At 71.4% G+C, this 23,050-nt stretch carries 18 protein-coding genes; 3 read left to right on the top strand and 15 right to left on the bottom strand.

Annotated features, from left to right (window positions below; all coding sequences use genetic code 11):
* Window positions 1–4: 4 nt before the first annotated feature.
* From phnH to BUB97_RS06120, 10 genes are all read right to left on the bottom strand, one after another.
* Complete coding sequence (gene phnH / locus BUB97_RS06165) at window positions 5–580, bottom strand: phosphonate C-P lyase system protein PhnH (protein ID WP_073132716.1); 576 nt, start codon at window positions 578–580, stop codon at window positions 5–7.
* Window positions 577–1,026, bottom strand: coding sequence for a phosphonate C-P lyase system protein PhnG (gene phnG / locus BUB97_RS06160; protein WP_073132714.1), 450 nt, complete (start codon window positions 1,024–1,026; stop codon window positions 577–579). Before phnG ends, phnH begins: the two co-directional genes overlap by 4 nt.
* Window positions 1,023–2,192: an alpha-D-ribose 1-methylphosphonate 5-triphosphate diphosphatase gene (locus BUB97_RS06155; protein WP_073132712.1), complete on the bottom strand. Its 1,170-nt coding sequence runs from the start codon at window positions 2,190–2,192 to the stop codon at window positions 1,023–1,025. Before BUB97_RS06155 ends, phnG begins: the two co-directional genes overlap by 4 nt.
* Window positions 2,179–2,937, bottom strand: a complete 759-nt coding sequence (phnF, locus tag BUB97_RS06150; RefSeq protein ID WP_073132710.1) for a phosphonate metabolism transcriptional regulator PhnF — start codon at window positions 2,935–2,937, stop codon at window positions 2,179–2,181. Before phnF ends, BUB97_RS06155 begins: the two co-directional genes overlap by 14 nt.
* 92 nt (window positions 2,938–3,029) lie before the next feature.
* The gene (locus BUB97_RS06145; protein WP_175562570.1) at window positions 3,030–4,742 is read right to left on the bottom strand and encodes a putative bifunctional diguanylate cyclase/phosphodiesterase; all 1,713 of its coding nucleotides are present in this window, start codon (window positions 4,740–4,742) and stop codon (window positions 3,030–3,032) included.
* 198 nt (window positions 4,743–4,940) lie between these two features.
* Entirely contained in the window at window positions 4,941–5,252 is a 312-nt protein-coding gene (locus BUB97_RS06140) for a hypothetical protein (protein WP_073132706.1), read from the bottom strand.
* A gap of 218 nt (window positions 5,253–5,470) precedes the next feature.
* The gene (locus BUB97_RS06135) at window positions 5,471–7,060 is read right to left on the bottom strand and encodes an ABC transporter substrate-binding protein (protein WP_073132704.1); all 1,590 of its coding nucleotides are present in this window, start codon (window positions 7,058–7,060) and stop codon (window positions 5,471–5,473) included.
* A gap of 26 nt (window positions 7,061–7,086) precedes the next feature.
* Window positions 7,087–8,523, bottom strand: coding sequence for an amidase (locus tag BUB97_RS06130; RefSeq protein WP_073132702.1), 1,437 nt, complete (start codon window positions 8,521–8,523; stop codon window positions 7,087–7,089).
* Window positions 8,524–10,155, bottom strand: a complete 1,632-nt coding sequence (ggt, locus tag BUB97_RS06125) for a gamma-glutamyltransferase (protein ID WP_277614022.1) — start codon at window positions 10,153–10,155, stop codon at window positions 8,524–8,526.
* A 187-nt stretch (window positions 10,156–10,342) separates the two neighbouring features.
* Entirely contained in the window at window positions 10,343–11,272 is a 930-nt protein-coding gene (locus BUB97_RS06120; protein WP_073132697.1) for a LysR family transcriptional regulator, read from the bottom strand.
* Between the two features lie 93 nt (window positions 11,273–11,365).
* Here BUB97_RS06120 and BUB97_RS06115 point away from each other — a divergent pair, with 93 nt between their 5' ends.
* The 3 genes from BUB97_RS06115 (at window position 11,366) to BUB97_RS06105 (ending at window position 17,088) form a co-directional block, all read left to right on the top strand.
* On the top strand, window positions 11,366–13,672 hold the full coding sequence (locus BUB97_RS06115; protein WP_073132695.1) for a molybdopterin-dependent oxidoreductase: 2,307 nt from the start codon (window positions 11,366–11,368) through the stop codon (window positions 13,670–13,672).
* A 2-nt stretch (window positions 13,673–13,674) separates the two neighbouring features.
* Window positions 13,675–14,838: a CaiB/BaiF CoA transferase family protein gene (locus BUB97_RS06110; RefSeq protein ID WP_073132693.1), complete on the top strand. Its 1,164-nt coding sequence runs from the start codon at window positions 13,675–13,677 to the stop codon at window positions 14,836–14,838.
* Window positions 14,839–14,937: 99 nt separating this feature from the next.
* Window positions 14,938–17,088 carry a TonB-dependent siderophore receptor gene (locus tag BUB97_RS06105; protein ID WP_073132691.1) on the top strand — a complete coding sequence of 717 codons (2,151 nt, stop codon included), beginning with the start codon at window positions 14,938–14,940 and terminating at the stop codon, window positions 17,086–17,088.
* Between the two features lie 74 nt (window positions 17,089–17,162).
* On the opposite strand, the gene paoC is transcribed toward BUB97_RS06105, so the two are convergent.
* From paoC to BUB97_RS06080, 5 genes are all read right to left on the bottom strand, one after another.
* Window positions 17,163–19,382: an aldehyde oxidoreductase molybdenum-binding subunit PaoC gene (paoC, locus tag BUB97_RS06100; protein WP_073132689.1), complete on the bottom strand. Its 2,220-nt coding sequence runs from the start codon at window positions 19,380–19,382 to the stop codon at window positions 17,163–17,165.
* Between the two features lie 3 nt (window positions 19,383–19,385).
* A complete protein-coding gene (locus BUB97_RS06095; protein WP_073132687.1) occupies window positions 19,386–20,336 on the bottom strand; it encodes an FAD binding domain-containing protein in 951 nt (316 codons plus the stop codon).
* A complete protein-coding gene (gene paoA, locus BUB97_RS06090; protein ID WP_073132999.1) occupies window positions 20,333–20,974 on the bottom strand; it encodes an aldehyde dehydrogenase iron-sulfur subunit PaoA in 642 nt (213 codons plus the stop codon). The genes BUB97_RS06095 and paoA overlap by 4 nt, the downstream gene beginning before the upstream one ends.
* A 283-nt stretch (window positions 20,975–21,257) precedes the next feature.
* Window positions 21,258–21,863 (bottom strand): hypothetical protein, encoded by a 606-nt coding sequence (locus BUB97_RS06085; protein ID WP_073132685.1) that lies wholly within the window; start codon window positions 21,861–21,863, stop codon window positions 21,258–21,260.
* Window positions 21,864–22,063: 200 nt separating this feature from the next.
* Window positions 22,064–23,050: calcium-binding protein (locus tag BUB97_RS06080; RefSeq protein ID WP_139281306.1), on the bottom strand; the 987-nt coding region annotated here is incomplete at its 5' end.

Below are 23,050 nucleotides of genomic sequence, written 5' to 3'. Positions count from 1 at the left end.
CGGCTCAGCCCTCCTCGATCCGCAGGCTGCGCGGCAGGGCCGCCACCTGCTCCCCCGTGCAGAGGATGACATCCACGCCGCGCGGGAAGCGCGCCGCATTGGCCCGCCACTCCGCGACGAAATCCTCCGGCGGCCCGGTGACCCGCAGCCGGTGTTCCCGCTCGATCCCCGGCCCGGTCAGGCGCCAGCCCGCGCCCTCCTCCAGCCCCTGCACCTGCAGGATCAGCGTGGCGGAGCCCTGGGGCTCTTCGTCAGAGCCGGCCCGCAGCGAAAGCAGCCCCGGCGGTCGCCCTGCGGTCAGCACGAACTCGGCCCCGGCCGGATCGGCCACCACCGGGCATCCGGCGTGGAAGCGCACCCATTCCAGGGCATCGGGACCCGCATCGATGAAGAGCGGCGTGCCGGAATCCACCAGGGTCAGCAGCACCGCGCCCGCCGCGGGGCAAAGCGGCCGCGGCGGCGAAGGCGCGCGCGGGATGCGCTGGATGCGTCCCGGGCGGCTCATCGCCTCCAGCACGGCGCGAAAGGCGGACTGCGCGTCCAGCACAGGGTCGGCAAAGCCGGGAAGAAGGCCGCTCATCGCATATTCGCCATCGTCAGGAATCGCACCCGTGTCGCCGCGGCCTTGCGGGCCATGGACGCCTTTGCCTCGGCCTGCTCCGCGGCTAGCGGTGTCACCACGGCGTCCATCAGCCCGGGGCGCCGTGCCGGGTCCTGCAGCGCGGCGTCCAGTACGGCCGCCAGCTCGGCCCCCGGCAGGTCCCGGCCGGCGAGATAGGCATGGCCCACCGTCCCGTCCTCCAGCCGCACCGCGCAGCGCGTGACCGTCATCTCGCCCAGGTTGAAGGGCGCACCGTCGCCGCCCGCCCGGCCGCGCAGCATGCTCAGGCCGATCTCCGGCCCGCGCAGCCGCACATGCGCGGGCAGCGGCGGCACCGCTCCCAGCCTCTCCCGGATACGCCCGGCGCCGGCACGGGCGAGAACGCCCATCCAGTGCCGCCGCTCCTCAACCGACACCGCGCTCATGCCGCAGCCGCCGCCGCAGCCGCGGCCCGCCCGGACCAGCCGTCCGAATGGATCAGCCGCCCGCCCCGCCAGACGGCCCGCACGCGCGGCGCGGCGCCACTATCGTCCAGCAGCACCAAGTCGGCGCGCTGCCCCGGCGCGAGCGCGCCGCGGTCGCCCAGGCCCGCGGCACGCGCCGGATTGCACGTCACCAGCGCGATCGCCTGGTGCAGCGGAACCAGCCCCGCCCTTTCCCAGGCCAGCACGGCCGGAAGCATGGCACCCTGGTGGTAATCGGCCGCCAGCATGTCCAGCAGCCCGGCCTCCAGCACCGCGCGGGCCGTGGCGTTGCCAGTCATGGAGGCATCGCGCAGCGCATTGGGCGCGCCCATCAGCGTCGCCATGCCCAGGCGGCGCGCCTCGGCCGCGGCCTCCAGCGTCACCGGGAACTCGCTGATGGTGGCGCCGAGCTCACGCATCAGCCCCACCTTCTCCGCCGTGTCGTCGTCATGGGAGGCGATAGGCAGGCCCTGCGCCCGCGCCAGCGACGTCACGCCACGCGCCACCTCCCAGGCCCTCGGCGCCGCCATCCTCTCGCGGGCGCGGGTCTCGACGGTGGTCGCATCCTCGCCATGCGCCCGGGTCTGGTAGCGGATGTACTGCTCGATATCGCGGTACTGGCCCTGCCCCGGCGTGTGGTCGGTCAGCGAAACCATGCCGACGAGGCCACGCGCAAGCAGGTCCCGCAGCACGGGCTCGGCGCGGGGATTCGTCACCTCGAAGCGGGCATGCACGCGAAGGTCCACGCGCAGCTCCTCCCGCAGGCGCGCCACGGCCTCGATCACGCCGCGCGCGCGGTCCTCCGTGCGGAGCAGGCGCGCCTTGCCCTCCGCGAAGGAGAGGCCAGCATAGGCGGTGGTGACGCCCGAGGCGGCCAGCCGCGCATCCAGCTCCCCGATGGCCACATCCAGCGGGAAGGCGGCATCCGGACGCGGCTCCACCTCCTTCTCGATCATATCGCCATGCAGATCGACCAGGCCGGGGATGAGCAGCAGGCCGCCGCCGTCCAGCGCCGGCCCGCGCGGCGCGCCCTCGGCAATCTCGGCGATGCGCCCGCCCTCCATCCGCAGGGCGCCATGCGGCACCACGCGGTCCGGCAGCACCAGCCGGAGGTCAGCGATCCACATGACGGTTCTCCTCGCGTGCGGCATGATCGACCGAGAGCTGCACGCGCTCCCCGGCCCAGATGGTTTCGGAACAGGCGATGGGGATGCCGGACAAGTCCGCATCCACCTTGCGGATGATGAGCACGGGCTGCGCCTCCGCCTGGTCCAGCAGAAGCGCCTCCTCGGCGTTCGGCAGGCGCGTGAGCACGGTGCTCGCGATGCGCCGGTAGTCGGGGATGCCATAGGTGGCCAGCACGGCGCTGACTCCTCCCCCGCCTTCCCAGGCCGCCAGCATCCCGGGGAAGCGGCGCGCGGGGAAATGCGAGTCCGAGAGGTTCACCGGCACGCCGTCGGCAAGGCCGAGCCGCCGGACGCGGAACACCGGCTCTCCCGGCGGAAGGCGCAGGGCCTCGGCGACGGCGGGGGACGCGGGCTCCTCCCGCGCATCCAGAGCCTGGCCGGAGGGCTCGCGTCCCTGTTCCAGCAGGTTCTCGGAGAAGCGCGTGCGCTCGGACAGACGGTAGTCCAGCACGGGCGCCTCGCGCACATAGGTGCCGCTGCCCTGGCGCGTGCGCACCAGCCCTTCGGCGGCCAGCGCCGCGACGGCGCGCCGGACGCTGTGCCGCCCGGCGCCGAAGCGCGCCATCAGCACGGGCTCGGTCGGCAGGCGGCTGCCCGGCGGGATCTCGCCGAGGCGAATGGCCGCGCCAAGGGCGTCCTGCACGTCGCGCCAGGAGGAACTGGCCTGGGAAGGTTCGGTCGTCACGAGCGGGACCTTAGCCCCGCTGCGGATTCATTCGGATGACTTCAGCCTGACATTTTGGTGACAGTGGCCCGGATGCGCCGGCCGCGCCGCCGCTAGGAGGCCAGGGCAGCCCGGTCTCGCACCAGGCGCCCGGCCTCAGCCTCGGCCACGGCGGCCCCGAAGAACCAGCCCTGCCCGATGTCGCACCCCATCCGGGCAAGAACCGCGGCGGTGGCCGCGTCCTCCACCCCCTCGGCGACCGTCGGCAGGCCCAGGCTGTGGCCCAGCCCGACCACCGCCGCGACGATCTTCCCGCTCTCCGGGCTCGCCGCCATGCTGCGCACGAAACCGGCGTCGATTTTGATTTGGTCGAACGGCAAGGTCTGGAGGTGGCGCAGGCTGGAATAGCCCGTCCCGAAATCATCCAGCGTCAGCCGCACGCCAAGGGCCTTCAGCTCGGTCAGCAGGTCGCGCGCCATCTCGAAGTTCTCGACCAGCCCGGTCTCCGTCAGCTCGATCTCGAGCCGGCGGGCGGGCAGGCCGGAATCCGCGAGGACGGCGGCCACGAGCGAGGGCAGCGCCCGGTCCCGGAGCTGGATGGGCGACACGTTGACGGCCAGGCTGATCTCGTCGGGCCAGGAGAGGGCGGCGCGGCAGGCCTGGCGCAGCAGGCGCTCGGTCATCGGCACGATGAGGCCGGTATCCGCCGCGATGGGGATGAACTCGGCGGGCGGAATCATCCCGCGGACGGGATGCGGCCAGCGCACGAGCATCTCAAGGCCGACGATCCGCCGCCCGGCGCCAAGCGCCACCAGGGGCTGGAAATGTGGCACCAGCTCGTCTCCCGCGATCGCGCGCCGGAGCTCCGCCTCCATCTCGGCCCGATGGCGGATGCGGGTGTCCATCTCCGGCTCGAAGAAGCGGAAGCAGGCCCTCCCATCCGCCTTGGCGCGATACATGGCGAGATCGGCGCGCCGCAGAAGCTCCTCGGCACCTCCCTCCACCTCGGAAGCCAGCGCGACACCCACGCTCGCTCCCACCAGCACGGAGGCGGCCCCGTCCCTGAGGTCGAAGGGCTCCTCCAGCGCAGCGACGACGCGGCGGGCAAGGCGCGAGGCGGCTTCCGCCGCGTCCTCCGGGCCGCCCGCGCCCGCCGCTCCCTCTGCCGCCAGGGCATCCGGCGCCTGCTCGCTGCCGAAATACCCCGCGATCGCGAACTCGTCCCCGCCAAGGCGCGCCACCAGGTCCACCTCCCGGGTCGTGCCGAGGAGGCGTTCGGCCACCATCCGGAGCAGCCTGTCCCCGGCCGCGTGGCCGCGAAGGTCATTCACCGGCTTGAAACGGTCGAGATCCACCATCAGGGCGGCCACCGCGCCACCCTCCCGGCGCGCGCGGGCCAAGCTGCGCTGCAGCCCATCCGCCAGGCTGCGACGGTTGGGCAGGCCGGTCAGGGCATCATGGACGGCAAGCTGCCGTGCCTCCGCCTCGGCCTGGCGGCGCAGCGCCATCTCGCGGCGCACGTCCTGCAAGCGACGGATGGCGTAGGCCGCGAAGCCGAAGGGCATGATGAGGAGGGCGGCCAGAATCTCGTCCAGCTCCCAGTCCTCATGCCGGTGGGCGAAGTCGTACAGCTGATCGAAGGCATCGGTCGCCAGGGCGGCCAGGAAGGCGCCCGTGAAGCCGAGGCCTACCAGGCCCAGATCGCGCGATTCCGGCCGCAGGCCGCGCCACCAGCCCCCGAGCCGGCCCGTCCCGGCCTCGGCCGAGCGACTCGGGTCGGGCGGGTCCGGGGCAGAGCGTGGGTGCGGCTGGTCTGGCTGCAACATGCCGCTGGAATAGGCCCAGATCACTAACGAGGCGTTGCGACGCGCGGCCGGGGCGGGACATCTGGGCCCAGGTTCTATCAAGGGGGTGCGGGCCGAAGCGGCGGAGACCCGCATTCGGCAGGCCTGCCGTAGCGGCAGGCGGCCAGGGCCGGGCGCCGAGCAGCCCCAGGGCCGCGCCCGAGCCCGGTCAGCCGCCTGTCAGATGAACTGTCCCCGCAGGAAGCCAAGGGCCGGCAGGGGACGCCAGCTGCGGGGGAGATCGGCGCGGCGGATGGGGGAGACGATGTAGTTCGGCACGGGCATGCTGGAGCTTCGCAGGAAGCTCGCATAGGCCCGGACCTGCTGTTCCCGCCAGTTCCGGTCGGCATCGGCGGCGGCGCGGCTGGGATAGATCTCGGCCACCCGGGTCTTCCGCCCGATGGCCGCGATCACGGCCCAGAGCTTGTCGTCGCGGGCCCGGTTGAGGCTGACCACCCCGTCCGCGGGCGGTCCCTGCAAGGGCTGGTTCATGCGACCGGGCCCGTCAAATCGGCGCCGCCCAGACGGCGATCAGCTTCCGCATGCATGCCCCTCCATCTGTGACCTGGAAGCCTAGCCCACAAGGGCCGTGAAGGGAGAAGCTTCCTCTGCGGTCTCGTGCGGAGGGAGGGGGGCAGGCGGAGGGGAGCGGCCCGACGAGCCACCCCTCCCGCCCGACATCCAGCGGCGCCCGGCCGCGCCCCCGAGCCTCAGGCCAACTCCATGTTCCAGAAGACGAGGATCTGGTCGACGACCACGCCGCGAACGCCGGAGCGGTGCCCCGTGACCACCTTGTAGCCGCCGAGCGGGATGGAGAAGGCCTCCTCGTTCGACAGGCGCTGGAGATCCGCCGCGATCTCCTTCTGCTTCGCCGGGTCCGTCTCGAAGGCGAAGGCCTCGCGCAGCCGCTCCATCTCGGCGCTTTCGGCCCAGCCCACATAGCCGCGCCCGCCGCGGCCATCGAGGTTGAGGTTGATGATGGGGTTCATCAGGTCGAGATTGGTCCAGATGCCCCAGGCAATGCTCCACCCGCCCTGCTCCACCGGCACGTTCCGGTTGCGACGGGCGAGAAGGCTGTTCCAGTCCATGCTGTCCACCTGCACGTTCATGCCGATGGACCGCAGGAGCTGCTCCGTCACCGGCGCCAGGGCGCTGCCCGAGGGCAGGTCCGCCGGATGCAGGATCACCACCTTCTCGTTGGCATAGCCGCTCTCGCGCAGCAGCTGCCGCGCGCGCTCGATATTTCCGGTGGGGACGGGAAGGTCGGCGGCATAGGGCGATTCACAGGAGAGAACGGAGGCGCAGGGCTGGGCGAGGCTGTCATCGCCGATCTGCGCGTCCAGGTAATCTTTCTGGCTCACCGCCGCCATGACGGCCTGGCGCACCTTGCGGTTGTTGAACGGCGCCTGCGCGCTGTTGAAGCGCATGAGGATGGAGTTGCTGGCGCCGCGTGCCTTCAGCACCACGTCGCGGCTGCGCCGCATCAGCCCCATCAGGTCGGGCGGGATATTCTCCATCACATGCACTTCGCCCGCGAGCAGGGCGTTCGCCCCGGTCTGGGCGTCGCTGATCTCCATCCATTCGATCCGGTCGACCTTGGCGACCTTGCCGCCGGCCAGGCCTGAGGCGGGCTCGCTGCGCGGGGCATAGCCGTCGAAACGCTCATAGACCACGCGGTCGCCGGAGCGGTACTCGGCCGCGATGAAGCGGAAGGGGCCGGAGCCGACCACCTCGGTGATGCGCTGGTCCGCCGGAATCTCGACGATGCGGCGCGGCAGAATGAAGGGCACGGGCCCGCCGGGCTTGCCCAGGGTTTCCAGCACCAGCCCGTAGGGGCGCTTCAGCACCAGCCGGAAGCGCTCCGCATCCACCGCCTCCAGCCGCTCGGTCACGTTGCGCAGGCGCGTGCCCATCACGTCGCGCGGCATCCAGCGGTTCAGCGAGGCGATGACGTCGGCGGTGGTGACGGGCGTGTCGTCATGGAACTTCAGCCCGGGACGCAGGCGGAACTCATAGGTCAGCCTGTCTTCCGAGACGGACCACTCCCCGACCATCTGCGGCTGCGGCCGGCTCCGCCCGTCCAGCGCAAAGAGCGTGTCATAGACGAGGTAGCCGTGATTCCGCGTGATGTAGGCCGTGGTAGCATAGGGGTCGAGCACGCCGAGCGTCGCGTGCATCACCGCCTTCAGCACGCGCTTCTCACCCGGGCGCGGCTGGGCCATGGCGCCGGGCGCGGCCAGGGCGGCCGCAAGGCCTGCCCCGCCCTGCAGGATGGCGCGACGTGTGCTGTTGATCGGCATGGTCGTGATCTCCCGATGAAGGCGTGTCAGTGGCGGATGGAGGGATCGACAGGGCGGCGGCCGAGGGCGCCCAGCACCTCCTCGCACCAGGCCGCCATGCGCAGCAGCGCCGCCTCGCCGCGCGGACGGCCGAGGATCTGCAACCCCACCGGCATGCCGCCCGCCGTGAAGCCGCAGGGAATGGAGATCACGGGGCAGGAGGTGAGCGACAGGGTGAAGGTGATGGCGATCCAGTCGATGTAGGAGTCGAAGGCGTGGTCGCCCAGCCGCTCCACGCGGCGCCATTCAGCCGGGAAGGGCGTCATGATCGCGGTGGGGCAGAGCAGGAACTCATGCTCGCTCAGGAAGTCCATCAGGCGCTGGAACATGGCGGCGCGGGCATTCTCCGCGCGCGCATAATCCGCGATGGGCAGATCCGCCGCCCGTTCGGTGCTCGAGTGGATCTCGGGGATCACCCGCGAACCATGCTGCGCGATCATCGGCGCGAAGGCCGCGAGATGGTTCACGCCACGGATCGCGTGGAACACGTCGCGCCCCTGCGAAAGATCCGGCGCCGCCTCCTCGACATCCGCCCCGGCCGCCGCCAGGCGTGAGACGGCGCGCTGCACCACCGATGCGACCTCCGGGTCCACCGGCGTGACCCCCAGATCCATGGAGAAGCCGATGCGGCCTGGCCGGCGCGGCGTCGCGGCTGCTTCCCCGAAGGTGCCGGGGGCAGCGGAGGGCAGGCTGAGAGGATCGGTCCAGACCTCGCCGGCCATGGCATCCAGCATCAGCCCGCAATCCCCGACCGTGCGGGTGATCGGGCCGACGACCGGGAGCATGGAGAAGCTCATGCCCCGCCGCGCCCGGGGCACGCGCCCCGGCGAAGGCCGCAGCCCCACGACCGAGCAGAAGGCGGCCGGCAGCCGGATCGACGCCCCGAGATCCGACCCCAGCGCCATCCAGGCCTCGCCGGTCGCGACCGAGGCGGCCGCACCGCCGGACGAGCCGCCCACGGTGAGCCGCGTGTCGAACGGGTTCCGCGTGGGTCCGAACAGCGCGTTCGTCGTGCTGGCGTTGAAGCCGAATTCCGGGGAGTTCGACTTGCCGAGCGTGACGCCCCCATTGCCCTCCAGCAGCTCCACCGAGGGGCTGGAGCGCGCGGAGACATGGTTCTCGAACAGGACGGAGCCGCCGAAGGAGTGGCGCACCCCGGCCACCTCATCCAGGTCCTTCACCGTCACGGGCAGGCCGCCGAGCCAGTTCGGATCATGCGGCCGGGCCGGCGCGGCCGCGATGGCGCGGGCCTGCTCCCGCGCGCGGTCCAGGCACAGGATGGGCAGGGCGTTCACCGCTGGCTCCACCTCTGCGATGCGACCCGCGGCGGCCTCCACCAGCTCGGCCGGCGAGACGGCCCGCCGGCGCAGCAGGCCCACGGCCTCCGTCGCGGTCAGATCGGTCAGCGAGCGGTCATACGGCATTCACATTCCCTTCGTGGCTTGGCCCCTGCGCGGGTCCGGCCAGAATGATGTTCCCCGGCGCGCCAGCCCGCCACCCAGCCCCATCGGCACGCCATCCGCGCGCCAGCAGGAGGCGCCGGTCATGCGCCTTCCCTCGAACAGAATGGCGCCCATGCCGCCCGCGACATGGTCCACGGGCGTGACCGGATGCCCCCTGGCCGCCAGCGCGTCATGCACCGCCTGCGGCACGCCCCGCTCCACCTCCGCATCCGGCCCATGGGTGAAGACACGGGGTGCCTCGACCGCCTCCTGCACGCTCATGCCGTGGTCGACCAAGTTCATCACGAACTGGAAGACGGCAGCGGGGATGCGATGTGCCCCCGGCAAGCCGACCGCGAACCAGGGCGCGCCTTCGCGATAACCGATCATGGCGGAAATGCCGCTCGTGATCCGCTTGCCCGGCTGCAGCGAGAGCGCGTGGCCGGGATGCGGGTCGAAGAGATACATGTAGTTGTTCGGGATGATCCCCGTGCCCGGAACCATGATCCGCGCGCCGAACAGGCTGTTGATGGTCTGGGTGGAGGTGACGATGTTGCCGTGCCGGTCCGCGATCGTCACATGGGTGGTGTTCGCGGATTCGTTCGTCAGCACGCGGGAGACGAAGTCGCCGCTGCGCGCCGGGTCGATCTCCGGCCGCCGCAGCGCGGCATACCCCTTCGAGACGAGGCGCTCCACCAGCACGTCGACGAAGGCCGGGTCGGCGGTCGCGGCGCGACGGTCGGCGGCCGCGATCTTCAGCGCCTCGAGCACGAGATGCAGCGTCTCCGCCCTGCCGAAGCCGGAGGCGCGCAGATCGAAGCCTTCCATCAGGTTCAGCATCTGGATCACATGCACGCCGCCGGAACAGGGCGGCGGCGGCCCGATCAGCTCCACCCCGCGATAGGTGCCCCGCACGGGCCGGCGCGTCTCGGTGCGATAGGCGGCGAGATCCGCCAGCGCGATGCAAGAGCCCTGCGCGCGCAGATGCTCCACGATCCGGGCCCCGAGCGCGCCGCCATAGACGGCATCCGGCCCCTCATCGGCGATGCGGCGCAGCGTCTCGGCATAGTCCGGCATGGTGAGCCAGCTGCCCTCGGGCAGCGGCGCCCCGCCGGGCAGGAACATGGCGGCCATCCCCGGATCCAGCGCCAGGTCCGGCGCGGTCTCGGCAATGCAGGCGGCGAGGTAGGCGGTCACCCGGAACCCGCGCGAGGCATGGCGGATGGCCGGTTCCAGCACCGCCTCCAGCGGCAGCGTGCCATGACGCGCCAGCGCCTCGCACCAGGCCTTGAGCGTGCCGGGCACCGCAACGGAGGTAGCGCCGCGCTTGTTCGCCCTTCCCTCGGTTTCCATGTAGTCCGGCCAGGTGTCGGCCACCGGCCGATACATGTCGGGCCGGGCGGCCGCGGGGGCGGTGGAGAGCCCGTCCAGCACGACCTGCCGCCCATCCGCGAGGCGGATCAGCGCCACGCCCCCACCGAAGAAGCCGACCATCATCGGCTCCACCACCGTGAGGGTGAACAGCGCGGCGACGGTGGCGTCTATGGCGTTGCCGCCCGCCGCCAGCATCTCCGCCGCGGCGGCCGAGGCGAGCGGGTGGTTGGTGACGGCCATGCCGCCTTCTGCCGTAACCGGCGCCTTCTCGATGCTGAACGGAGCCCCCGCGCGCTGCCGCCAATCCCCCATCGCGCCCGCCCCTCTCTCGCCAAGGCCTCGCAGCCTGTTCCGGTCAGCGAAGTATCGAGGGGCGTTCGGCGGGCGGTCCAATACGCATCAGCGCCGTTTTCCATAAGCGGGACGTCTAGGTCCCGCGGAGCCGGTACCCCCGGGCGTGGCGGATGAAGCGGCGGGCCGCCGGGGATGGCTCGCTGCGCCGGTGCGCCACCGCCAGCTCCGCCATGATGCCCGGGCCGGCCAGCGGCCTGTAGGCCACCCCGGGAAGCTGGATGCAGCCCACGGATCGCGGCACGAGCGCCACGCCCAGCCCGACGGCGGCCATGCTGGCGATGGTCATGAAGTCCCGCCCCTGCGGCCCCAGCCGGGGCTGGAAGCCGGCGAGCTGGCAGGCCGCCATGGTGTGCCGGTGAAAGCTGACCCCCGCACCGTGATGCGGGGTGATGAAGGTCTCCGCCGAAAGCTCCTCCAGCGGCACGGCCTCGCGCGCGGCCAGGGGATGGCTGGCCGGCAGGGCGATGGCCACCGGCTCCTGCAGCACGGGAAAGCTGGTGACGCCCGGGGGCAGGGAGACTGGCGGCCGGATGAAGGCGACATCCAGCCGATCCGCCGCCATGGCCGCCAGCTGCTCCTGCATGGCCATCTCGGTGATGCCGAGTTCCACCTCGGGGGAGGCCTCCCGAAAGGCGCCGAGCATGGAGGTGAGCACGCCCGTATAGGCCGCCGAGGCGACATAGCCGATCGCGAGGCGCCCCACCTCCCCCCGCCCGGCCCGGCGGGCCGCGAGCATGGCGGCCTCGGCCCGCGCCAGCGTCGCACGGGCTTCCCCGGCCAGGAGCTCGCCGGCCAGGGTAAGGCGGACGGCGCGGCGCGTGCGGTCCAGCAGCGGCGTGCCGATGATGTCCTCCAGGGCACGGACCTGCTGGCTCAGCCCGGGCTGGGCGATGCCCAGCCGCTCCGCCGCGCGCCCGAAATTCAGCTCCTCCGCCACGGCGAGGAAGTAGCGGAGGTGGCGGAGCTCCAGCCTCGGCCGCCCGTGGTCCGGCTTCGGGTCCAATCAGAACTCCCGCTTATGAAGATGCACGCTGCCGCATAATGGATAGCGGGGCGGCCCGGCGTCCATCATGCCGGGGTTGAGGAAGGGGCCGCCATGGACGACCGCACCGCCGACCGCCCGCTCCGGCCCCATAGTGCCCATCGGGGCGCCTTCTCCGCGGGCTGGGACGGTTCCCGCGTGACGGTGGTGCCGCATCCGGCCGACCCAGCCCCCTCCCCCATCCTCGGCACCTTCACGGACAGCCTGCGCCACCGGGCGCGGGTCGCGCGGCCAATGGTGCGCCGCGGATGGCTGGAGCAGGGTCCCGGCCCCAGCGGCCGGCGCGGGCTGGATGCGTTCGTCGCCCTTCCCTGGGACGAGGTGCTGGACCGCCTGGCCGGGGAGCTGCGCCGCGTGAAGGCGGCACACGGGGCGGAGGCGGTCTATGGCGGCTCCTATGGCTGGTCCTCGGCCGGCCGCTTCCATCATGCGCAGAGGCAGATCCACCGCTTCCTGAACGTGGCGCTCGGCGGCTATGTCCGCTCGGTCAACACCTACAGCGCCGGCGCCTCGCGGGTGATCCTGCCGCATGTGATGGGCTCGCTGGAGGGGCTCTTCCGGCGGAACGTCACCTGGGAGCAGGTGGAGCGGGACACGGAGCTGCTGCTCTGCTTCGGCGGCATGGCGCTGAAGAACTCCATGATCGCGAGCGGCGGCGTCAGCCGGCATGTCGAGCCCGGCGCCATCGCCCGTGCCCGCGCCCGCGGCGCCCGCTTCGTGCTGGTCGGCCCGCTGCGGGACGACCTGCCACCGCAGGCCGAGGCCGATTGGTGGCCCATCGCCATCGGCACGGATGTCGCGCTGATCCTGGCGCTCTGCCACACGCTGGCCTCGGAGAAGCTGCACGACCGCGCCTTCCTGCAAAGTCACACGACCGGCTACCCGCGCTTCGAGGCGTATCTGCTCGGCAAGGACGACGGCCAGCCCAAGGATGCGCGCTGGGCCGCCACGATCTGCGGCATCGAGGCGCCGCGCATCACCGCCCTGGCGCGGGAGCTCGCGACGAGGCGCAACCTCATCACCGTCGCCCACGGCCTCCAGCGCGCCGAGTACGGTGAGCAGCCCGTCTGGGCCGCCGCCGTCCTGGCCGCCATGCTCGGCCAGATCGGGCAGCCCGGCGCGGGATACAGCTACGCCATGGGGGCGATGGGCCATTACGGCCGCCGCCCCAATGCCGTGCCCATCCCCACCATGCCGCAGGGCCGGAACGGCGTCCGTGCCTTCATCCCCGTCGCGCGCATCGCCGACATGCTGCTCCATCCCGGCGCGCCCTTCGACTACAATGGCGAGCGGCTCCGCTATCCGGAAATCCGCCTGGTCTATTGGGCCGGCGGCAATCCCTTCCACCACCACCAGGACCTGAATCGCCTGCGCGAGACCTTCGCCCAGATCGACACGCTGGTGGCGCATGAGACCGCCTGGACCGCGACGGCCAGGCATGCCGACATCGTCCTGCCCTGCACGATGACGCTGGAACGCGACGACATCGGCGCGGCCGGCACCGACCCGCTGATGCATGCGATGCGCGCGGTCGCGCCCCCCTTCGCGGAGGCAAGGGACGACTACGCCATCTTCGCCGCCCTGGCCGCCCGAATGGGGGTGGAGGAGGCCTTCACGGAAGGCCGCGACGCCGAAGCCTGGCTCCGGCGCCTGTGTGAGACAACGCGTGAGGCCCTACAGGCGAAGGGCTTCGAGGCTCCCGGCTTCGACGCATTCTGGGAACGCGGCGAGCTGGCCCTCCCCTCGGTGCCGGATGATGGCGGCCCGCTGCGCGCCTTCCGGACGGATCCCCTGGCCAACCCGCTGCAGACGCCCAGCGGCCGGATCGAAATCTTCTCCGAGCGGATCGCCGGATTCGGCTATGCGGATTGCCCGGGCCACCCGGTCTGGCTTCCCTCCACCGAGCAGCCCGGCGCGCAGTGCCCGCTGCGCGTCATCGCGAACCAGCCCGCGACACGCCTGCACAGCCAGCTGGACTTCGCGGCCTACAGCCAGTCCCGCAAAGTCTCGGGGCGCGAGGTGGCGCGGATGAACCCGGCCGATGCCGCGGCCCGCGGCATCGGCGAGGACGACGTCATCCGGCTCTTCAACGCGCGTGGCGCGCTCCTCGCGGCCACCTCCCTCTCCAACGATGTCGCGCCCGGAGTGGTGCAGATCGCCACGGGCGCCTGGTACGACCCGCTGCCGGACGACGGGCGGCGGCCGCTCTGTGTGCACGGAAATCCGAATGTGCTCACGCGGGATCTCGGCACGCCCCGCCTTGCCCAGGGCAGTTGCGGCCAGACCACCATCGCCCAGGCCGAGCGCTTCGACGGCCTCCGCCCGCCGATCCGCGCCTATGACCCGCCCGAGGAGCTCTGAGCATGGGACCACTGGCGGGCCTCCGAATCCTCGACCTCACCACCGTCGTCATGGGCCCCTACGCCACCTCGGTGCTCGGCGACCTTGGGGCGGATGTGATCAAGGTGGAGGCGCCGGGCGGCGATCCGATCCGCAGGGTCGGACCGAGCCGCAGCGGCGCCATGGGGCCGATGTTCCTGCATGCAAACCGCAGCAAGCGCGGGATCGTGCTGGACCTGAAGACCGCCGCCGGGCGGGACGCGCTGCTGCGGCTCGCCGCCACGGCCGATGCGCTGGTGCACAACCTGCGCCCGCGCGCCATGGAGCGTCTCGGCCTCGGCTATGCGGCGCTTGCCGAGGCCAATCCGCGCATCGTCTATGCGAACGCCTGCGGATACGGGCAGGACGGCCCCTATGCCGACCGTCCCGCCTATGACGACTTGGTGCAGGGCGCCTGCGGCATTCCCGCCCTGATGGCCAGGAGCGGCGACGACGGGCCGCGCTATGCGCCGGTCAACATCGCCGACCGCGCCGTGGGGCTGCACCTCGCCATCGCCCTCCTGGCCGCCCTGCGCCACCGGGACCGGACGGGACAGGGACAAAGCGTGGAGGTGCCCATGTTCGAAACGATGGCGAGCCTCGTCCTGGGCGATCATCTCGGCGGGCTGAGCCATCTCCCGCCGAGCGACGAAGGCGGCTATGCGCGGCTGCTCGCCCCCATGCGGCGGCCCTATGCGACCGCCGACGGCCATCTCTGCGTGCTGATCTATGACGACCGGCACTGGCGGGCCTTCCTGCCCCTCGCGCGCGGCGCCGCCCTGGAGGGGGACGAACGCTTCGCCACGCAGCGGGGGCGGACGGCGCATTCCACAGCGTTCCACCAGGCGGTGGGCGAGGTGCTGGCCACCCGGCGGACCGCCGAATGGACCGATCTGCTCGGAGCGGCCGATATCCCCTTCGCGCCGATGCACGACCTCAACACGATCCTGGACGACCCGCATCTGACGGCCGTCGGCTTCTTCGAGACCTCGCAGCATCCCAGCGAAGGCGCGGTGCGGAGCATGCGCCTGCCGACGCGCTGGAGCGGATCCCCGCCATCGCCCGCCCTCCCCGCCCCGGGCCTCGGTGAGCATACGGAGGAGGTGCTCTCCGAGATCGGGCTGGGCGGAAGAGAGGGTACCGCCTGACACCGGGCATGACGGCGCGCGATCCCCCTCCTTAATTGCCTTTGCCTCGCATTTGCATAGTTGCTAACGACCTCTCCTCCCTGCCTGGACAGATCACTGATGACTTCCCTCCGCCGAACTGCCCGAAGCCTTGCCTGCGCGGTCACGCTCGCGCCCGCCATCGCTGCCGGGCAGACGGCTGACTCCCCGGAGGCGGGACCCGTTCTCGTCCCGGAGGTGCGGGTGGAATCGAGCGGCCAGACCGCCACCGGCCCCGTCCAGGGCTTCGTGGCCACGGAGCAGCGCGGCGCGACCAAGACAGACACGCCGCTCATCGAAACTCCCCAATCCGTTACCGTTATCACGCGCGACCGGATCGAGGCCCAGGCGGTGCGAAGCGTCTCGGAAGCCCTGCGCTACAGCGCGGGCGTCACCTCGGAGCTGAGCGGCTTCGACCCGCGCTTCGACGACCTCCGCATCCGCGGCTTCGACGCCCGGGCCAGCCAATATCTCGACGGGCTGCGGCTGCTGCGACAATTCGGCCCTTCCTCCGTCGAGCAGTACGGGCTGGAGCGGATCGAGGTGGTGCGCGGCCCCTCCTCGGTGCTCTACGGCCAGACCGCGCCGGGCGGGTTGATCAACCTCGTCACCAAGCGCCCGACGCAGACCGCCTTCGGCGAGGTGAATCTCTCCGCCGGCTCGCATGACCGCTTTCAGGGAAGCTTCGATCTCGGCGGTCCGCTCACGGCGGATGGCCAATTCCTGTACCGCCTGACCGGGCTCGTGCGGAACAGCGACACTCAGGTCAGCCATGTGGCGGATGACCGCTACTATATCGCCCCGGCCCTCAGCTGGAGGCTTGATCCGAACACCACCCTCACGCTGCTCGGGCGCTTCCAGTACGACCAGGGCGGCTCGCCCATCGGGCTGCCCGCGCAGGGCACGCTTCTGCCTAACCGGAACGGCCGCATCGCGCGCGACCGCTATGCCGGCAGCCCCCGCTACAACCGGTCCGATGTGAGCGTGGCGAGCATCGGCTACGAGTTCCAGCACCGCATCGACGACCGTTGGAGCATTCAGCAGAACGGACGCTTCCTGCACAGCAATGTCGACTACTACAGCATGTATGGCTCGGCGCTTTCCGCCGACCAGCGCGTGCTGACCCGCGGCACTTTGACTCAGAGGGAGAGTTCCGACACCTGGAACTTCGACACCACCGTGACCGGCCGCTTCCGGACGGGGCCGGTGCAGCACACGCTGCTCTTCGGCTTCGACGAGCGGCTCTTCTCCGGAAACTACCAGGCGCATTTCGGCCGCGGGCCGTCGCTGGACCTGTTCAACCCGGACTATGGCGTCTCAGTTCCCGACGCCCGCATCGCATCCACCTCGGTCACCAACCGCGACGACCGGCTGCAGCAAAGCGGCCTCTATCTGCAGGACCAGATCCGCATCGGAAATCTCATCCTCGTCGCGGGCGGGCGGCTGGACTGGGCGAGGACACGCCAGACGCCACGCGCCACGGGCCTGCAGACCCGGCAGGATGACGACGCCTTCACGGGCCGGCTGGCGGCGACGTACCTCTTCGACAGCGGCTTCGCGCCCTATCTCTCCTACTCCACCTCCTTCGACCCGGTGGTCGGGGCGGGTGCGCCGCAACGGGGCGGCAGCCCGTTCCAGCCGACCGAAGGCGAGCAGTATGAGCTGGGCCTGAAGTACCAGCCGCCAGGGATGAACAGCTTCGTCACGGCCTCGCTGTTCCAGCTGACGCAGACCAATGTCTCCACGCGCGACCCGGCCTACACGCAGTACAGCATCCAGACGGGGGAGGTCCGCGTGCGCGGGCTGGAGCTGGAGGCGACGGCGAGCCTGGCGGAGGGGCTGAACCTCGTGGGCTCCTACACCTATCTGGATGCGGAGATCACGAGCGCGAACGATGCCACGCGGGGCAACAGGCCGGCCCTGGTCCCCACGCACCAGGCGAGCCTCTGGGCGGATTACCGCTTCGGGGAGGGCAGCTTCCTGCCGGGGTTCGGGATCGGGGCGGGCGTGCGGCATGTCGGCAACCGTTTCGGCGAGAACGCCAACACGCTGCAATCGCCCGGCGTGACGCTCGCCGACGCCTCGGTCAGCTACCAGACGGGGCCATACAAGTTCACCGTCAGCGGCAGCAACATCTTCGACAAGATCTACGTGGCCTCCTGCCAGGGCGCCTTCTACTGCTACTACGGCACAGGCCGGACGGTGATCGGGACGTTGACCTATCGCTGGTAAGCCGAGCGGCACACCCCTGCCCGGCGCCCGCTTCGCCCGCCGGGGGGAAAAGCGGGCTGAGCGGCCCGAAGGGGTCACCCCACCTCCGGCAGCCGCTCGATCAGCTTGTCGAGGGTGATGGGATAGTCGCGGACGCGGATGCCGGTGGCGTTGTAGATGGCATTGGCCACCGCGCCGCCCACGCCGCACAGGCCAAGCTCACCGACGCCCTTCGCCTTCATCGGCGACGAGATCGGGTCCACCTCGTCGAGGAAGATGACCTCCTGGTGCGGGATGTCGGCATGCACCGGCACCTCGTAACCCGCGAGGTCATGGTTGACGAAGAAGCCCAGCCGCTTGTCCACCGCCAGCTCCTCCATCAGCGCCGCGCCGACGCCCATGGTCATCGCGCCGATCACCTGGCTGCGGGCGGATTTCGGGTTCAGGATCCGCCCCGCCGCGCAAACGGCCAGCATCCGCCGGATGCGCGTCTCGCCGGTCGCCGCATCCACGCCCACCTCCACGAAATGCCCGGCGAAGGTCGATTGCTGGTACCGCTTCGCCAGCTCGCCATATTCGATCTGGTCCTCCGCCACGATGCCCTCCTGGCCGGCGGCCTCGCCCAGCGGCACGGCACGGTTGCCGGCGCGGACATGCCCGTCCACGAACTCCGCCTCCGCCGAGTTGAAGCCGAGCTTCCGCGCCACCTCGTCGCGTAGCTTCACGCAGGCGGCATAGACGCCGGCGGTGGAGTTGTTGGCGCCCCACTGCCCGCCCGAGCCGGCCGAGGCGGGGAAATCGGAATCGCCGAGGCGCACCGCCACCTTCTCCAGCGGCACGCCCATCATCTCCGCCGCCGTCTGGGCGATGATGGTGTAGCTGCCCGTGCCGATATCGGTCATGTCCGTCTCGACCGTCACCGCCCCCTGCGCGTCCAGGCGCACCCGCGCGCCCGACTTCATCAGCAGGTTGTTGCGGAACCCCGCCGCGACGCCCATGCCGACCAGCCAGCGGCCCTCCCGCCGCTGGCCCGGCCTGGCGTTGCGCCCGGCCCAGCCGAAGCGCTCCGCGCCGAGGCGCAGGCACTGCACCAGCTGCCGCTGCGAGAAGGGCCGCTCCGGATGCTCGGGATCCATCTGGGTATCGTTGAGGATGCGGAACTCGACGGGGTCGAGGCCCAGCCGCTCCGCCATCTCATCCATCGCAACCTCGAGCGCCATCATGCCCGGCGCCTCGCCTGGCGCGCGCATGGCATTGCCCTCCGGCAGGTCGAGCTCGGCTAGCCGCAGCGCGGTCAGCCGGTTCGCACCGGCATAGAGCAGCTTGGTCTGCGCCACCGCCGTCTCCGGGCCGCCCCCGGGCAGGTCGCCCGAGATGCTCTCATGCGCGATCGCGGTGAGCCGGCCATCCCGCCCCGCGGCGAGGCGGATCCGCTGGATCGTCGCGGGGCGGTGGGTCGTGTTGTTCGCCACCTGCGGGCGGGTGAGCGCCAGCTTCACCGGCCGCCCCGCGGCCCGCGCGCCCAGCGCCGCCAGCACGGCATCGGCCCGCAGGAACAGCTTCCCTCCGAAGCCGCCGCCCACATAGGGGCTGTCCAGACGGACATTCTCCGGCGGGATGCCGAGCGTCTTGGCGACGTCCCGCTTGCCCCAGGCGATCATCTGGTTCGAGGTCCAGAGGGTGAGCCGCTCGCCCTCCCATGCGGCGATGGTCGCATGCGGTTCCATCATGGCATGGCTCTCGTCGGGGGTGGTGTAGGTCTCGTCCAGCTTCACCGGCGCCGCCGCGAAGGCGCCCTCGAAGTCGCCGAAGCGATCCTCGGGCGGCGCACCGCTGCCCTCGCCGCTGTCGCCGGGCACCAGCTTCGCGTTGCGGGCTTCGGCGGCGAGGTCGAAGCGGCCGGGCTGGCGGGCATAGTCCACCCGGATCATCGCCGCGGCATCGCGCGCCTGCTCGAAGCTTTCGGCCACCACCACCGCGATCGCCTGATGGTAGTGCTGCACCTCGGGCCCGCCGAAGAGAGAGGCGGTGTTCATCCGCCCCTTCTCCAGCCGCGGCACGTCCAGCGTGGTGACGATGGCCAGCACGCCCCGGGCGCGGCGCGCGGCGGCCGTGTCCATGGCCGTCACCCGCCCCCTGGCAATGCCCGCGGCGAGCACATAGCCATAGGCCTGGTTCGGTGCCGCATCGTGCCGCTCATAGGCATAAGGGGCGGTGCCCGTGGTCTTGCGCGGACCATCGATACGGTCGAGCGGCTGGCCGATGACCTTGAGCTGGTCGATCGGGTTCCGGGTCGCGGGGGTGTCGAACTTCATGGCTCAGCCCCTCGCCTCGGACAGGACAGCGGCGAGCGTCCGCTCGGCCAGCGTCACCTTGAACGCGTTCTCATGGGTCGGGCGCGCGCCATCCAGGATCGCCGCCATGGCGGGCCTGGCACCCCGCTGCAGCTCGGCCTCGGCACCCTCCACGCGCCAGGGCTTGTGGGCCACGCCGCCCAGCGCCACCCGCCCCGTGCCGTCCCGCTGCACCACGGCCGCGACCGAGACGAGCGCGAAGGCATAGGAGGCGCGGTCCCGCACCTTACGGTAGAACTGCCGCCCGCCGACCGGCGCCGGCAGGGTCACAGCGGTGATGAACTCGCCGGCCTCGAGTGCCGTCTCGATATGCGGCGTGTCGCCGGGCAGGCGGTGGAACTGCGCCATGGGGATGCTCCGGCTCCCGCCATCCGCCTTCACCGTCTCCACCGTCGCGTCCAGCGCCCGCATGGCCACCGCCATGTCACTGGGGTGGGTGGCGATGCAGGCCTCGCTCATCCCGATGACGGCATGATGCCGGGTGACGCCGCCGATCGCGGAGCACCCGCTGCCGGGCTGGCGTTTGTTGCAGGCCATGTTGGTGTCGTAGAAATAGGGGCAGCGCGTGCGCTGGAGCAGGTTGCCCGCCGTCGTCGCCTTGTTGCGAAGCTGGCCCGAGGCACCCGCCAGCAGGGCGCGGGACAGCACGCCGTAATCCCGCCGCACCCGTTCATCCGCCGCCAGGTCGGTGTTGCGAACCAGGGCGCCGATCCGCAGCCCCCCTTCCGGCGTCGCCTCGATCCGGTCCAGCCCGAGGCCGTTCACGTCCACCAGATGCGTCGGCACCTCGATCTGCAGCTTCATCAGGTCGAGCAGGTTGGTCCCGCCCGCGATGAACTTGGCGCCCGGGTTGCGGGTGACCGCCGCGGCCGCCTCGGCGGGCGTGCGGGCCCGCTCGTAGGTAAAGGGCCTCATGCCTGCCTCCCGGCGACTTCGGCAATCGCCTCGACGATGTTGGAATAGGCGCCGCAGCGGCAGATGTTGCCGCTCATGCGCTCGCGGATCTCCTCGGCGCTGATCTCCGGCGCCGTGTTCAGGTCGGCCGTCACATGGCTCGGCACGCCCGCCTTGATCTCCTCCAGCATGGCCACGGAGGCGCAGATCTGGCCCGGCGTGCAGTAGCCGCACTGGTAGCCGTCATGCTTCACGAAGGCGGCCTGCATGGGATGCAGGTTCTCCGGCTGGCCCAGCCCCTCGATGGTGGTGACCTCGTCGGCCTCATGCATCACCGCCAGCGTCAGGCAGGAATACACGCGCCGTCCGTCCACCATCACCGTGCAGGCCCCGCACTGGCCGTGGTCGCAGCCCTTCTTGCTGCCGGTCAGCTGCAAGTGCTCCCGCAGCGCGTCCAGCAGCGTCGTCCGCGTGTCCAGCTCCAGCCTGCGTGCTTGCCCGTTCACCGTCAGCGAAACCTGGGACAGGACAGGCGCAGACGCTGCGGCCGGGGCTTGCCCCCCCTGCGCATGCACCTGCGGCGATGCGACCGCCGTCGCCGAAGCCGCCGCCCCGATCATCAGGCCACGCCGGGTCGCTTCAAGGCTTTGGCTGCCCATTTCATTCTCCATGACCGATCCTGCATCCCCGAAGTCGCCGGGGGCCCGGTGCGGGCCGACGCCGCGCGCTGCCCTTTCGGGAGGCGCCGCGCGACCTCTCGGCCGTGCTCACCCTCCCGCTCTGACAGGGAGAACGGCCGGCGCGGCCAAAGGTGGCAGGAGCTTCGGGCCCAGATTCGCCAGATCGGGGCGCGGGGGCGCCGGGCAGGCCATGGAAGATGGCCCGCGGCTGGGCGCCGCGGGGTCTGGCCGGCGGACCGCGCTCGGGGCCGGAAGGGTTCCGTCAACCTTGGGCGGGGGCGTCCGGAACGGCCCCGGCCGCCGCAGTGCTCGTGAGGTTCATGAGCAGCATGCCCGCGGCCAGTCTGGTGAGGAGGCGGGCCGCGCGGAGCCGCACGGCGGCCTGACCGTCCACGCCCTCGGGCAGGGTACAACCGGCGAGGGTGAGCGCCGTGCCAAGAATCCGCGCCTCCAACGCCCCCGTCACGGCCTCGCCGCTGGCCTCCCGCCCGAATTCCTGATCGACAGCCTCCCCGGCCCTGTCGATCTCGGCCTCGACCCTCCCGTCATCGGCGGCAATCGCCTGGATTTCCGCAGGCGGGTCGGGTTCCTCATCGGCCAGGATCGCCATCAGTCCCATGGCCGCGGTCAGGGTATGGATCGGCCCGCCATCGCCACCGCGTGACGCGAAGGCTCCGAACGCCACGGCCAACGCCGCCTCGCCCAGGACCTCACGCGTTTCGTCATTAAGCGCGTCAATGGCCGGGGACGGGTCGCCAGCGCCCGTCTCGGACTCGGCGCCGTCGAGCGCGGGCACGCCGCCATCGGCGAAGGCGCGGGTGATCACCGCGAGTGCGTCGAAAAGACGTTGCTCGGATACGGAAGCCACAGGCTCATTCTCCCCTTTCCCGGGGTAACGAGTCTGGGCCGAGGTCGTTGATGCCGCCCGGCTGCAGGCCGCAGCGGAAGTCGAGAATGAACCGGCCCCGGCGGATCTGTACCGGCTTCGAAACCGGAAAGCGGCTCACCCGGCGTTTCGATCCCTACCCATGCGGCCCGGCGGGGCTTCCCCCGCCGGGCCTGCCGGTCTTACGCCACCCAGACGTCGGCGGCGCTGAGGCTCGTACCCTGGGCAACAGAGCCGATGCGGATGGCATTCGCCCCGCCCGCCCCGTCCGCGTCGTAGAACAGCGCGCCGCTGCCCTGGTCGTACAGGACGTGCTGCCCGGCCGTGCCCGCGCTCGTACCAAGGCCGAAGGCCTCCGCCGCCAGCGGCCCCGCCGAACCCAGCGCCGCGAACACCGCACCGTCCAGCTCGATCCGGTCCTCCCCCTCGGCGAAGTCCAGGATCCGGCTCTCATTCCCGGCCCCCAGCGCATCGAAGCGGAAACGGTCCGCCCCCTCCCCGCCGCTCAGCCGGTTCAGCCCGGCCCCGCCGATCAGCAGGTCGTCCCCGCCACGCCCGACCAGCGCGTCGTTGCCGCCCAGCCCCGAAAGGGTGCTGCCCAGCTCATTGGCCAGCATCCGGTTGTCGAGTTCGTTGCCCGTCCCGACCCGTGCCTCGCCTTCCAGCATCAGCTTCTCGACATTCGCGCCGAGCGTGTAGTCGATCAGCGCCGTCACCCGGTCGTAGCCCTCGCCGGCCAGCTCGGTCACCGCATCGCCGGCCTCGTCCACCACATAGCCGTCATCACCGAGCCCGCCGGCCATGCTGTCCGCGCCCGCGCCGCCGACCAGCCGGTCGTCGCCGGCACCGCCCAGCAGCTGGTCGTTCCCGCCATTCCCGACCAGCGCGTCCTCGCCATCCAGCCCGGAGAGGATGTTCGCCCCGTCGGTGCCGAGGATGCGGTTGTCGAGCGCATTGCCCGTGCCCGAAACCGCCGCGCCCTCCAGCATCAGCTTCTCGACATTCGCGCCCAGCACGTAGTCGATCCGCGCCGTCACCCGGTCGTAGCCCTCGCCGGCCAGCTCCACCACCACGTCCCCGGCATCGTCCACCATGTAGCCGTCATCGCCCAGGCCGCCGAACATCTGGTCGCTGCCGGCACCCCCGAGGAGACGGTCGTCGCCGCCGAG

The organism is Muricoccus roseus, assembly GCF_900141905.1.
GTDB classification, from domain to species: domain Bacteria; phylum Pseudomonadota; class Alphaproteobacteria; order Acetobacterales; family Acetobacteraceae; genus Roseomonas; species Roseomonas rosea.
Note: the sequence above shows the minus strand (reverse complement) of the source record. Positions and strands in the feature narration are given on the sequence as shown.

Coding starts and splice junctions, on each gene's coding strand:
- BUB97_RS06095 (WP_073132687.1), bottom strand. CDS start 20,336: ATGAGGCCCTTTACCTACGAGCGGGCCCGCACGCCCGCCGAGGCGGCC.
- BUB97_RS06135 (WP_073132704.1), bottom strand. CDS start 7,060: ATGCCGATCAACAGCACACGTCGCGCCATCCTGCAGGGCGGGGCAGGC.
- phnH (WP_073132716.1), bottom strand. CDS start 580: ATGAGCGGCCTTCTTCCCGGCTTTGCCGACCCTGTGCTGGACGCGCAG.
- BUB97_RS06155 (WP_073132712.1), bottom strand. CDS start 2,192: ATGTGGATCGCTGACCTCCGGCTGGTGCTGCCGGACCGCGTGGTGCCG.
- phnG (WP_073132714.1), bottom strand. CDS start 1,026: ATGAGCGCGGTGTCGGTTGAGGAGCGGCGGCACTGGATGGGCGTTCTC.
- BUB97_RS06115 (WP_073132695.1), top strand. CDS start 11,366: ATGGACGACCGCACCGCCGACCGCCCGCTCCGGCCCCATAGTGCCCAT.
- paoC (WP_073132689.1), bottom strand. CDS start 19,382: ATGAAGTTCGACACCCCCGCGACCCGGAACCCGATCGACCAGCTCAAG.
- BUB97_RS06105 (WP_073132691.1), top strand. CDS start 14,938: ATGACTTCCCTCCGCCGAACTGCCCGAAGCCTTGCCTGCGCGGTCACG.
- paoA (WP_073132999.1), bottom strand. CDS start 20,974: ATGGGCAGCCAAAGCCTTGAAGCGACCCGGCGTGGCCTGATGATCGGG.
- BUB97_RS06130 (WP_073132702.1), bottom strand. CDS start 8,523: ATGCCGTATGACCGCTCGCTGACCGATCTGACCGCGACGGAGGCCGTG.
- ggt (WP_277614022.1), bottom strand. CDS start 10,155: ATGGCCGTCACCAACCACCCGCTCGCCTCGGCCGCCGCGGCGGAGATG.
- BUB97_RS06145 (WP_175562570.1), bottom strand. CDS start 4,742: ATGTTGCAGCCAGACCAGCCGCACCCACGCTCTGCCCCGGACCCGCCC.
- BUB97_RS06110 (WP_073132693.1), top strand. CDS start 13,675: ATGGGACCACTGGCGGGCCTCCGAATCCTCGACCTCACCACCGTCGTC.
- BUB97_RS06140 (WP_073132706.1), bottom strand. CDS start 5,252: ATGAACCAGCCCTTGCAGGGACCGCCCGCGGACGGGGTGGTCAGCCTC.